Origin of the sequence: Psychrobacter sp. DAB_AL62B, from assembly GCF_028895345.1 — a bacterium.
Taxonomy (GTDB): Bacteria; Pseudomonadota; Gammaproteobacteria; order Pseudomonadales; family Moraxellaceae; genus Psychrobacter.
Genome location: NZ_SAXC01000013.1, coordinates 1 through 14,514, shown reverse-complemented (window position 1 = coordinate 14,514; position 14,514 = coordinate 1). Strand labels below are relative to the sequence as shown.

General features: G+C 44.2%; 3 protein-coding genes and 1 pseudogene. 3 read left to right on the top strand and 1 reads right to left on the bottom strand.

Translation table 11 applies throughout. The annotated features are described in order from the left end of the window. Positions 1-65: 65 nt before the first annotated feature. From EPB74_RS12390 to EPB74_RS12380, 3 genes are all read left to right on the top strand, one after another. Positions 66-8,177, top strand: coding sequence for a two-partner secretion domain-containing protein (locus EPB74_RS12390; protein ID WP_274904450.1), 8,112 nt, complete (start codon positions 66-68; stop codon positions 8,175-8,177). 8 nt (positions 8,178-8,185) lie between these two features. Next, a complete protein-coding gene (locus EPB74_RS12385; RefSeq protein WP_274904449.1) occupies positions 8,186-9,136 on the top strand; it encodes an Imm49 family immunity protein in 951 nt (316 codons plus the stop codon). A 183-nt stretch (positions 9,137-9,319) separates the two neighbouring features. Further along, entirely contained in the window at positions 9,320-13,195 is a 3,876-nt protein-coding gene (locus tag EPB74_RS12380) for a hemagglutinin repeat-containing protein (protein ID WP_274904448.1), read from the top strand. A gap of 310 nt (positions 13,196-13,505) precedes the next feature. Here the strand turns inward: EPB74_RS12380 and EPB74_RS12375 are convergent. Then, positions 13,506-14,387 (bottom strand): annotated as a pseudogene (locus tag EPB74_RS12375) (IS3 family transposase); the annotation flags it as partial. Positions 14,388-14,514 lie beyond the last annotated feature (127 nt).

Here is a 14,514-nt window from a genome sequence, read left to right as displayed (position 1 = left end):
GCTATCAAATTTCTTAGCTCAAAAAAATATTTGTCATCAACAATGTTATACCTAAGGACATCATTATGAACAGTGGTTGCTACCGAGTTATCTTTAATAAAGCCCGTGGTATGCTCATGGTGGTGTCAGAGGCGGCACGCTCTCAAGGCAAAACAGGCAATCCTGCTAATGGCGGTAGTGAAATCAGCCAAGTAGCAGGTGCTTCGCAAACGGCTGCTCAAACCAATAGTACCTATCAAGGCGGTCAGCTTGTAGCGCTGCGCTCGCATGTATTGCTAGCGCTAGGGCTTGCCACCATCGTTGCTAGCAGCGTCAGTATCAGTAATAGCGCTTATGCTGATGCCACGAGTATTGTCGCTGATCGTAACGCTGCTGCCAATCAACAAGCAACCATATTGAAGTCTTCGAACGGCACCACTCAAGTGAATATTCAAGCCCCAAGCGCGGCTGGTGTCTCGCGCAACGTCTTTAGCAAGTTCGATGTCGGTCAAGATGGTGCCATCCTAAATAACAGTCGCACCAATGCTCAAACCCAGCTTGCTGGTTGGGTTGAGGGTAATCCTTATCTGGCTCGCGGTGAAGCCCGCGTTATTCTAAATGAGGTCAACTCAAGTGACCCAAGTCGCCTAAGCGGCTACACAGAAATTGCAGGCGGACGAGCTGAGCTGGTGATTGCCAACCCTGCTGGTATCAGTTGTGCCGGTTGCGGGTTTATTAATGCCTCTCGTACGACATTGACCACCGGTAATGTTTTGATGGATCAAGGCAAGCTCACTGGCTTTGATGTGACAGGTGGTAAGGTTCGTATAGACGGTGATGGTTTAGATACCAGCGGCTCTGACTACACGCAGATATTAGCAAAGACTTCTGAGATTAATGCTGCTGTCTACGCTAAGAATTTAGATGTCATCACTGGTAGCAATAAAGTCAGCTATGAGGCTGATGCTCAAGACACTGTCATCAGTTCAGCGAATAGTAATGCTAGCAACACTACAACCGGTGTGGCGCTTGATGTGTCGGCACTTGGGGCGATGTATGCAGGAAAAATCCGTCTGATCGGTACCGATAAAGGCATGGGCGTGACCAATGCTGGTAGCATCATTGCAAGCTCTGGTGGTCTGCAGTTAGACAATGATGGTAATTTGATTAACTCAGGGAGCCTGATTGCTAATCAAGGTAAAGTCGCTGTCAATGTTGGTAGCAACACTATCAATAACTCGGGCACTATCGCCAGCAGTCGAGATGCGGCAACGCTCAGTAGCAGCTCGCTTGATAATAGCGGGGTGATTAGTAGCCGTGATACTTTAAGTTTACAGCAAACGGGCCTTATCACTAACTCAGGTGAGATCGCCACTGGTAGCTTTGATGTAAAAGCTAACGCTCTAAACAATAGCGGTAAATTATTGCAAACTGGCAGTGGTCAGTTGGCAATTGATACCAGCGCTTTAGTTAATCAACAAGGCGGCATTATTGGGCAAGATTTATATGCTGACGCCAGCATTCCGCCTACAGTGACTCCTACCAAAAAGCCACCAACAACTGCGACTAATGGCAGCAGTGTGGGTATAGATAATAACGATACGACGCAGCCGTCTGAGCCCAATCCTGTACCACTACCTGTTATCTCCCGTGATGGCAATATCAGCGCCAGTAATGTCACTAACACTGGTAGTATTTATAGTAATGGTAAAATTAACATCGCTACCGACACTGTGGTTAACCAAGGCAAATCCAGCTTAGCCGTCAGTCGCTTAGATATTGCTAATAACGGCAGTCTAACCAATAACGGTAGCCGTTTGCAGCTTGAGAACATCGACTGGCAGTTGGCAAACTTCGATAACAGTAAAGGTCAAATCACAGCGACTAATACTATCGCTATTACTTCTGCCGATCAGGTTAATAATAATAAAGGTACTATCGAGGCTGTCGGTAATATTAAGCTTAACGCACAAAACATGCTAGATAATACCAGTGGTTCAATACGCTCTAATGGCACCATAACCACGCAAATCTCAGCGTTTGATAACACTGAAGGAGAGCTTAGCAGTCAAGGGGATATCACTCTTGATAGCCGTGGTAACTTGACTAATAATAAAGGTCGTATTCAAAGCGATAAAAATCTAACTATTAATGCCAAAGGCTTTAGCAATACCGATGGCACTATTATCGGTGTACAACGTGCTAATATTAGTGTCATTGACGACATCACTATCAATAGTAGTAACAATAATATTCAAGGCACTACTCTTGCCTTAACTAGCCAAGGCAATTTTACCAATAGCAGCAAACTGGCGGCTCAAGACGCGCTCACTATCAGCGCGAACAGTATTGACAATAAGCTTGGGGGTGAGCTGATTAGTAATGGCATAACTGAACTCAATGCAAAAACTGATATCAATAATCGCGGATTAATTAACGGTTCAAACACCTACTTAGATGCTGGTAGTACTGTCAATAATTATAGTGGTGGTCGTATCTACGGCGATCAGGTCGCAATAGCGGCTAACACGCTCAATAATACTCCGGACGTCATTACTAATACTGATAACTCAGCTCCTGCGCCTGTCATCGCGGCCCGCAAGCGCCTAGATATCGGCGTCACTACTTTAAACAATAATCCCAATCAGGCGCGCGCTGGTAATTTTAATACGGACTTCAATAGTCAAGCTCGTCTGCTTAGTAATGGAGAGCTGCATATCGGCGGCAGCTTAGATGCTAATCATCAAGCCATAGGCCGTGCGACTACCGTCACCAACAAAGGCGCTTCTATCGAGTCTGTCGGTGATATGACGATCAGCACAGATCTGCTTAACAATGTGAATGCGGACTTTAAAACTCAAGAATTTACCATCGAAGAGAATAAAGGAAAGCAACAATTTGCTGATGGTAGAGATAGTAAAAAGTATGATAGAAGCGAAGTCGAATTCCGTGACGATGAAAAATTAAAGAACGAAGATCTATACATAATTGCTACCAATACACCTTTAGGCGACAGTGGTGGAGAAGATTTTTGGCGTTTTGATTTTGATGAGCGTATTACCGAAGATAGAACCGTAGTATCAGATCCCTCTAGAATTATAGCTGGTGGTGTTATTAGCTTACAAGGTAATAACTTAAACAATGATAAAAGCCAGCTTGGACTCGGTGAAGGGTTTATCATTAAGGGTGATACGGTTAAAAATGTTGGAGAGTCGGATCTACAAGGATTTAAAACTAGATATGTTGAAAATGGTAAAGTTGTTTATCGACATGTTGAATCCGACGGCTTCTTTGGTGATGATCACAAGATTGAAGAAGACTACAAAGGACCTTATGTTCAAGCCCCTGAAAAATTAGACGCTTATCAGCTACCGATTCTAAAGCAAGATAGTGATAAAGTCGTGATTGCTCATGACGTTGCAGATACGGGTAACCAGCAGATAGATAAAGGTGAAACGGATGAAATCCGTAGCAGTAGCACTGCGCCAACCTTGCCCAACAGTGGTCTATTTGGTACTAACCCTGACAGCGATGCGGATTATCTGATCGAGACCGACCCTGCCTTTGCTAATTATAAAAACTGGCTATCATCAAGCTACATGTTAGATCGGCTTCAGTTCGATCCTAATATCACCCAAAAGCGCTTAGGTGATGGCTACTACGAGCAGCAGTATATCCGTGACCAAATCATGATGCTCACGGGTCACTACTACTTAGCCAACTACGCGGATCAAGACGCGCAATATAAAGGGCTGATGGATGCGGGTGTTACGGCGGCCCAAACCTTAAATCTGCGCCCCGGTATAGCACTGAGCGCCGCGCAAGTCGCTAACCTAACCACGGATATAGTATGGCTCGTACAACAGAACATCACCCTAGCCGATGGTAGCAGTCAAGCGGTACTCGTTCCCAAAGTCTACACCCGTCAAGCTGTCGGACAAATAGACGGCACAGGCAACTTAATCGCTGCAAGCAATGTTGATATAAACTTAACAGGCAACTTAGACAACCAAAGCAACATAATCGGTCATCAAAGCGTCAACATCACAGCCAACACCCTCACTAATGCTAATGGCGGCGTGATCAGAGGTGACTATGTACAAATCGGCACTACCAGCGACCTAAACAATTTAAGCGGCACCCTAGCTGCCAATAGCGCCATGCAGCTGGATGTAGGCGGAGATCTAAACAACAAAAGCCTCACCTACAGCAGCGAATCTACCGATGGTGCCAGCAATGCCTCGCGCACAGGTATCAGCCAAATAGCCTCAATCTACGTCGGCGATGGTCTCAAAGGTCAAGTCGACGCTAATGGCAACCCGCTCACCACCCTCATTGCCAATGTTGATGGCAACACCACCTTTGCCGCAGGCCGATTGGACAACCTAGGCGGTAGTAGCATCATCAACACCCAAGGAGATGTCACTCTTGATGCGGTAAATATTGGCTACCAGTCCAATAGCATTCTTGATAACAACAACTACTACAACCAAGGCGCATCCGCTGACATCGGCAGCCAAATCACTAGCAACAACGACATCCTCATCAAAGGCAACAATGTCACAGGCACTGCTACTACTATAAAAAGTGCCCAAGGCAACGTCGGCATCATCGCTGAGGGTAACGTCGACTTTAAAGAGGGTCGTAGCAAAGACACTCTGAGCACTGCCGTCAAAACCGTAGAAAAAGGCACCTTTAGCACTACTAGAACCCAAGATCGCTTTAACTCACAAAGCGATAACGCCATTGCTAGCAACATTGAAGGCAACCAAGTCGCCATTCAAGCAGGCAATAACATTAGCCTAACGGGCACTAACGCCATCAGTGATAAAGGCACTAGCCTCACTGCGGGTGGCGACATCGACATCCTAGCCGCGCAAAACACCTCAAGCGAAAGCACCTTTAGCCAAACTAAAAAGTCAGGATTATTTGGGGCTGATGGCGGCATGGGCTTTACCATCGGTAAGCAGCAAAGCGATGAGACTAATGCTCAAACGGCACTGACCAATACCGCCAGCAACGTCGCTGCGATCGATGGCAACGTCATCATAGATGCAGGTGGCACCTACCAACAAACCGGCAGCAACCTGATTGCCGGTATGGGCAATGATAGTAGCTTAGACATTAATGACCCAAATCGTGGCAATACTGTGGTACGTGCCAAAGAGATTAACATCGATAATGCCCTAAATATCTACACCAATCAAAGTGAAACGAGATTTAAGCAAAGCGGTCTGACCGTCTCTGTCTCTAACAGTTTGATTGACAGTGCCAAAGCTATCGATAGTTTAGTTGATGCTGGTGGCAATACTGATAGCGTACGCATGAAAGGAATGGCCGCAGTAGCAGGAGCTCTTAAGACCAGATCACTAGCTAAAGAGGCTGCTAGTGCTGCAAAAGGTCTAGCTAGCGGTGTCAATGCAGGTAGCCTAAAAGGTTTAGGCAACACCCGAATACAAGCCACTATTGGTAGTCAAAAGAGCCAGTCTAATAGTAGTAGCTACACTGAGGTCAACCAAGGCTCAAATATTAATACTAACAACCTAGCGCTTATCGCAACCGGCGCTGGCAAAGATAGTAATATCAATATTAATGGCAGTAACATTAATGTCACCAATAATGCCTTATTCCAAGCGGACAATGACTTCAATGTCAGTGGCGTCGCGCAAAACAGTAATACCCGTAGCACTAACTCAAGCTCAAGTGCGGCTATTGGGGGTTATGCTTCAACAGGCAGTGGTGTCGGTATTACCGCCAGTGCCAGCAAAGGCAAAGGCTATGCCAACAGTGATTCAGTGACTTATGCCAACAGTAACATTAACGTCGGCGGCACCACAACTCTAGATATCGGCAATGATGTCAACATCAAAGGCGGCGTCATTAACACGGGTAAAGTCCAAGGGAGTGTTGGCGGCAATGTCAACATAGAGTCCTTACAAGACACCGCCACTTACGACAGCAATCAGAAGAACATGGGCTTTACCGCTGATGTTGCTTTAGAAGGTGCAGGATCTAGTCTATCCCTAAACGGTGGCAAGACGGATATTAACGCGGACTATAAAGCGGTTGGTGAACAGTCTGGAATATTCACAGGGGACGGTGGCTTTGATCTGACCACTGAGGGTAAAACTACTTTAATTGGTGGCGCGATTACTACCACTGATGCGGCATTAGCGGCAGGACGTAATAATTATATAAGCAAAGGCGGTATTACTACCCAAGATATAGAGAACACGACCAATTATGAGGGCGATGCCATCTCTGTTGGCGTCAGTCTGGGCAACACTACAGGCAAGCCACAAGCCACCATGAATGGTTTAGGCTACGGCACGGACAGTGACAGCAACAGCAGTATCACAAAAGCAGGCATTACAGGAATAGCGGGCAACAGTGATATCACCACGGGCGATCGCGCTGAGTATGCAGGTGCGCTTGTAAACGCCTTTGATGCAATCCGCGTCAATGAGGAGCTGGGGGCGCAGACGCAGATTACTAAAGAGTTTGGAAAGGAAGCGCCAAAGGCGGTTGGGGACTTTGCTAATAATCGTATCAAAGCCATTAGAGCTGACGCCACTCTTAGTGATGCCGAGAAAAAGGCAGCGATTGCTAAGTGGGATGAAGGTGGAATCTATCGCGTTGCGGCTCATACGGCGCTTGGCGCATTAGGTACTGGCAGTGTTGAGGGCGCACTAACCACAGGTGGCGTAGCAGCAGCAGCGCCTACGCTCGATAAGGTGCAAGAAAAAATAGCAGAGTCATTGATTGCAAGCGGTATGAGTGAAGATATTGCTAGTGGCACAGCCAGCGGTTTGGTTAGTTTGACACTACTAGGTGCTGGTGCAGCAGCTGGACTTGATACCTCAAGTACGGTAACTGCGACTAATGTGGATGCTAATAATAGACAGTTGCACATTAATGAAATCCTTTTTCTAAACAATAAGGAAAGGGTCAAACGTTTTCAAAAATATGTATTAGAAAAGGAAGGGAAAAGTATAAGCAAAGAAGATGCTCAAAAACGACTCAACCGTTCTGGTGCAGCACTTGTCGACAATAATTGGAATAAAATTTATGGTGGTGATGGAAATGCATTAAGCTTCATCGCTAGTGAAGCCCAAAAGTCTGGTATAAAAATAACTTCGACAGATGGGAAAACAACTCAGATATTTCATGTTGATAAATCCGCATTTAACAATGAAACAATTAATTTGAGGCAAGCAATTCAGAGTTATGCTAATCCTCAAACTCAGCAATTTATTGAAGACTTACAGGTAAAAGTTAATAAAGATACTGCAATAAAAGAGTATAAGGCAGGACAAAATTTAGGTTATCAAGATGCTGGTAAAGACGCTAGTCCAGTGAAAGACACAGGTATTATTCTATCAGGGTTGCTAGATACATTTGGCTTTTTAATAGAATCAACCAAAAGTGATCAAGTAGGTCCAATTGATTCACAGCGTATGAAGGAATATCATAATAAACTGTTACAACTGCAAGGGAAATACAAAGAAGCAGGGTATCTTTCAGAAAAGGATTGGGCAGAAACACAACGACTAACTATAGTTGGTTTAGCTTTAAGTGAAGTTGGGGGCGTAGCTATAGGAGCAGCAGCTAAAGCGGGTGTTAATGCATTTAAGCGGGTTGGAAATGGGAATACATTCAAGACTTTAATTACTAGCTCTGAAGATGTTGTAGTGTCTTCGCCAGGTGGATCTATTAATGCCACGAAAGTTAAGCAGTCGACTAACGTATTAAATGCTACTAGTACTGTTGAAAAAAGCCTTGTAGACGACATAGTAAAAAATGGTGATCAAAGTGGTGCTAAGACAGAGCAACTCATCAATAGTATCGCCCAGCGTTCAGGTTTTACCCCTATTAAAGGAGGTACATATAAAAATGGTGTCAATGGATTCGATCATGTTTTAAAAGCTAAAGATGGCACAATTGTTATCATGGACAGCAAGCAGATTAGTAAAAGTGGTACGCTTTCAGTAAGCTCAAAAGCTGCAGGTAATACCAATCAACTATCTCCTGCATGGATAGAAGCAGTAATTGATAAATTGCCAGACAGTGACCCTGCTAAAATAGCTATTGAGAATGCCAAACGGGCAGGTAAACCCATAAAGACGATCATTACGGCAGTGGACAAACAAAATGGCGTGATAAAAATCATCCCTGTAGAGATTCCCAATAAGAAGTGAGAAATTAAATGACTGAATACTATAAAGTATATTTAGGAAGTGAGGCAGGACGAGATTATCAAGAAAGTGTTGATCATGTCATGGGTAGGGCCAATTATCTGCTTTCTAATCATCAGCATTACATTGACGATATAAAGCAGCTATTAGAGATTATTCATACGTCAGATGGAAACCCATTATATTGTATGAAAAGCTTAGGCACTTACTACGAAGCAAAGGCCTCCTCTGACTTATTATTACACGCTGATATTAATGCTTTTAAACAAGATGCTTATGTGGCAGCCAAACTACAAATAATGGGTAAGGAAGAAATTTATTGGGCATACAATGGCTATAATACCGATAACTTCTTTGCTGCTATCATGTCTGATAATCTTGATTTAATAAACTACTTAATAAATCATCGCGATAAAATAGTAGAAATCAATGAGCCTTATGATAGAAAAGATACCCGTTCTTTCTTCAACAAAAATACCCTGCTGGCATTAGCAGGAGACTGGACTGCATTAAAAGAACGTAGCTTGGTTTTTTTAGAAGATGATAACAAGGATAAACGAGATATCATACGAATAGCTGACCACGAGTTTTATGTAGCCCTATGCGATAAGGACGTAGAAGCAATGCAAACGGCACTAACCAAACTACTTGAACCTAAACTGGCTAAAAAAGCAGCCTATGATGGTAATAATTGGTTTGATTTTTATCTTCAGATGCAGGTGATACTGTATGCCAAAATCGCAGCAATACATGGCTATGACTTAGATATAGACAGTCCAATTATACCCAAAGAACTCATAAAATTTAAGCCTTTACCAAGCTACTCTGAACCTTATGATTTTATGACAGAGTTTGATTATAAACAACCGCAACAAGATTGGATTGATATGTGGCAGAAACGTATGAGAGTAGCTAGTGAGAAAAAGAAGAAAAAAGGACTTTTTTCTTGGCTAAATAAATAGCTTGTTTATAACAAGCGTAGGAATTATCTTGTCAAACTATTTAGTATGCCCCTGCCGAGGGACGAGGCGCAAAGCTAACTATTAAAGAACGATAGCCCATGCCTCGCATATTTCACGACCATTAAAAAACACAGATATAGAGGCCATGCTTCTTATTTTTTTGCTCTAATACGTGACCAGATCATGATGCTCACAGGTCGCTACTACCTTGCCAACTACTCAGATCAAGATGCTCAGTATAAAGGGCTGATGGATGCAGGTATCACTGCCGCTCAGACGCTTAACCTTCGTCCAGGGGTTGCACTAATTGCCGCGCAAGTCGCTCATCTAACCACCGACATCGTCTGGTTAGTTGAGCAGAACATCACCCTAGCCGATGGTAGCAGTCAAGCGGTACTCGTTCCCAAAGTCTACACCCGTCAAGCTGTCGGACAAATAGACGGCACAGGCAACTTAATCGCTGCAAGCAATGTTGATATAAACTTAACAGGCAACTTAGACAACCAAAGCAACATAATCGGTCATCAAAGCGTCAACATCACAGCCAACACCCTCACTAATGCTAATGGCGGCGTGATCAGAGGTGACTATGTACAAATCGGCACTACCAGCGACCTAAACAATTTAAGCGGCACCCTAGCTGCCAATAGCGCCATGCAGCTGGATGTAGGCGGAGATCTAAACAACAAAAGCCTCACCTACAGCAGCGAATCTACCGATGGTGCCAGCAATGCCTCGCGCACAGGTATCAGCCAAATAGCCTCAATCTACGTCGGCGATGGTCTCAAAGGTCAAGTCGACGCTAATGGCAACCCGCTCACCACCCTCATTGCCAATGTTGATGGCAACACCACCTTTGCCGCAGGCCGATTGGACAACCTAGGCGGTAGTAGCATCATCAACACCCAAGGCGACGTCACTCTCGATGCGGTAAATATTGGCTACCAGTCCAATAGCATTCTTGATCAGAACAACTACTACAATCAAGGCGCATCCGCTGACATTGGCAGCCAACTGCGCAGTAACAATAATCTAGTTATTAAAGGTGACAATATCAGTGGTACAGCTGTCGGCATAACCAGCACTAATGGCAGCGTTGCTCTTTTGTCTGACAATGACGTCACCTTTAAAGAAGGACGTAGCAAACAGAACCTAAGCAGCGCCGTTAAAACGGTTGATAAAGGCACCTTTAGCACCACCACCACTCAAGATCGCTTTGACTCTCAGAGCGACCAGTCCATCACTAGCAACATTGAAGGCAACACCGTCGGCATTGCTGCGGGCAATGACATTGGCCTCACAGGCACTAACATTGCCACTGAAAAAGGCGTTCAGCTTAGCGCAGGCGGTGACATCGACATCCTAGCGGCGAAAAACACCGCCAGTCAAAGCAGCAGCTCTCAAGAGAAGAAATCAGGACTGTTTGGCGCTCAAAGTGGTCTGGGCTTCACCCTAGGCAAACAGCAAACCGACGAGAGCAGCAGCAGCACCGAGCTGACCCACACCGCAAGCCAAGTGGGCGCAATTGACGGCAACGTCATCATTGACGCTGGCGGCAGCTACCAACAAACCGGTAGTAACCTCATCGCAGGAATGGGGGATGACACCGACAAAAGCATCAACTCTCCCAATCGCGGCAACACTGTCATCCGTGCCAAAGACATCAACATCGATAATGTCATGGACGTCTATACCACCCAAAGCGAGCAAAAGTCTAAAACAAGCGGCCTTACCGTCTCTGTCTCAAACAGCCTTGTTGACAGCGTTAAAAGTATAGACAGCCTCGTTGACGCAGGGGGCAACACCGACAGCACCCGCATGAAAAGCATGGCCGCTATAGCGGGCGCCCTGAAAGCCAAAGCCCTTGCCAAACAAGCGAGTGATGCCCTACAAGGCGCATCAAGCTTTGGCAACACTCGCATCCAAGCCACTATCGGTAGTCAGAAATCTCAGTCTAACTCTAGTAGCTATACCGAGAAAAACCAAGCTTCAACCATCGCCACCAACAATCTTGCTCTTATTGCAACTGGTGCTGGAGTAGATAGCAATATAAACATCAACGGCAGTAACCTTGATATCAACAACGACGCCCTATTCAAAGCCGACAATAACCTAAACATCAATGGGGTGGCGCAAACAGGCAGTACCCGTAGCACTAACTCAAGCTCAAGCGCGGCTATCGGCGGTTATGCCAGCTTTGGCGGACAAGGCCCAAGCGGCGGTATTACCGCTAATGCTAGCAAAGGCAAAGGGTTTGCCAATAGCGATTCAGTGAATTATGCCAACAGCCAAATCAACGTCGGCAATACAACCACCTTTGACATCGCTAATGACGTCAACATAAAGGGCGGCGTCATCAACACAGACAAAGCTCAAGGCGCTATAGGCGGCGATGTCAACATCGAGTCCTTACAAGATATTGCCACCTATGACAGCAATCAGAAGAACATGGGCTTTACCGCGGACATTGCTTTAGAAGGTGCAGGATCCAGTCTATCTTTGAACGGTGGCAAGACCAATATCAATGCCGACTATAAAGCGGTGGGTGAGCAGTCTGGCATCTTTACAGGGGATGGTGGCTTTGATCTAGAAGTTGGCGGTAAGACCACCTTGATTGGCGGGGCGATTACCACGACTGATGCTGCCCTACAAGCTGGACGTAATAACTACGTCAGCAAAGGTGGTATAGTCACTCAAGACATTGAGAATACTACAAGCTATAAAGGCGATGCTATACAAGTTGGTGTTAGTCTAGGTATGACCGATAACAAGCCACAAGGCAACACCAACGGTTTAGGTTATGGCACTGATGGCGATAGTGATAGCAGTGTCACTAAAGCAGGTATCACAGGCATAGCAGGTAATAGTGGTATCACCACCGATAACCAAGCTGAGTATGCAGGTGCGCTTGACAATGTGTTCGATGAGACACGCGTCAATGAGGAGCTTGGGGCGCAGACGCAGATTACGCAGGAGTTTGGCAAGGAAGCACCGAAGGCGGTTGGGGATTATGCGGTTAATCGACAAATCGATCTTATTGAGCAAGGCAGAGTTGACGAAGCGGATAAATGGGCAGAAGGTGGTGCTTATCGTGTTGCCCTGCACACCTTAGTTGGTGCTATTGCAACTGGTAGTGTTGAAGGTGCATTAGCTAGTGGAACTACAGCAGTCTCTATTCCTGCAGTAGGTCGTTATCTTGATGAGCAAGGCGTCGATGAGACGACTAAAAATGCTCTACTTCTAGGTCTTTCGGCTGGTGTTGGCGGAGATACCGCAGGTGCAGCTAGTAGTGTAAATCAGACGCAGAATAATTATTTAAGCCATCTTGAAAATGCTCGAATGGCAGAACTTAGAAAGGAGAAAAGTAAACTTTCTAATAGTTATGGTAACTGTGTCTCAGTAAGATGTGCGGAAATAACGGCAGAAATACGTAAGTATGAAAGACTAGATAAAGCTAGAAACGAGGAGTTTAATACTGCTTACGATAATTGTAGAAGTGGTGCAGGCTGTAAAACTTTCTATAATTTACATGTTACTCAAAGGCAAGAGTGGAACGCGAGTGCTGAAAAATCATTTAAACAGAATAGAGATGATTGGGTATTACAAAGTGATGATAAAAATATTTTTCATAATTTTGACGCAAATGGAAAACCAGCTAAGCTTCCTAATGGTGAGTATCGTTATAAGAAGTTTGTGCATAAAAATGGACAACTTGAGATTATCATTGATTCCCAGAAAGATGGAAGAATAGATCCAAGTGATTATAATAGGATTGTAACTGATCTTACTAATGCAGGGAGCTATAATTATTATCCTCCAACAAACAGTTTAGGTCATAAAGATTATGATGTTGATCCATATATTGATTTTGGTAGTGGTAAAGGCGATAAAACAAGTTTAAATGGTAGAAGAGATGTTCCAATAGCTGACGTGTTTCCTACCGAAGTTATATTTGGAGAATTACCTCCTGTCATTGGTATGAAAGGAAGTATTGCTAACGACGTAATTCAAGAATATATTAATAAAGCTTTGAAAGATTTCGAAAAGGAGAAGAAATAGTATGAAAATTAAAAAAGTGTTTTTAATTCTATTTTTGGTACTATTATTTTTTCTAGTTGTCTTTTTAGCCTATGATTTCTATAAAGGCTTTCAAATAGGTATGGGAGTCTAGCGTGTAAATAAGTTAATAGTTGCAATACTCAAATTTTTTTAAAGCTAAGATGTTCTATACATCTTAGCTTTTTTGGTCTACTAACACTATTATTAATATTTTGATCTGGCCAAAAGCAAATCCAAAAACCTAAAGAAGATGGAGCTTTTAAGTAATCAGAGGTAACCCTCCCAACCATAAGACACTTATCAAATAGAATTAAGCTGCGTGGTTTAGTTTCTGCATTGGCGTAAAACCGCCATTGCCCATATTCGGGCGCTCGTGGTTGTAGTGATATAACCAATCTTCAGCTTGTTTACGGACTTGCTCTAAATCCGTAAACAACTCTTGGTTTAACCAATCATAACGCATGGTTCTATTATAGCGCTCAACATAAGCATTCTGCTGTGGATTACCAGGCTCAATATAACTGATCAAGATGCCTTGATCACAAGCCCAGTCTTTAAGCCCATTACTGATGTACTCAGGTCCGTTATCACATCTTACCTGGACCGGTTTACCTTCGACATTCAATCAGCTGATTTAAACTGCGTATGGCTCTTTGAGCGGGTAGTGAGAAGTCAATCTCAACGGTTAAGGCTTCACGGTTATAATCATCAATGACATTAAACAGTCTAAACCCTCGTCCATCAGTTAGCGCATCATGCATGAAGTCCATGCTCCAGCTTTGGTTTATCTTATCAGGTACAGCAAGTGGCACAGGTTTGGCGCGCTTCATGCGGCGGCGAGGTTTGATTCTAAGGTTCAATTCAAGCTCACAGTAAATGCGATACACCCGTTTATGATTGTATGGCAGCCCTAGCACGTTACGTAGAGTTAAAAAGCATAATCCAAAGCCCCAATTCTTATTCTGCTGCGTCAGATCTATTAGTAAGTCCGTTATCTGCTTATTCTCCTCAGGAGCCACCGACTTGTGATAATAACAGGTGACGCTGATGTTAAAGATCAAGCAAGTCCTGCGAATGCTTATGCCACGGTCTTTAATGTAGTGACAAGCCAAGGCTTTGCGCCTGAGTGGCGCTACCACTTTTTTGACATGGCATCCTGTAATATGTCTGATTTAAGACATTCATCAGCATAGGTAATCCCCCCAATAAATAAGAACACTTAGAAATAGAGATTAACTGCTAAAATATACCAGCAGGAGAATCCTATGAAAAAGACACGCTTTACTGATAATCAAATCGTTAATATCCTTAAACAAGCA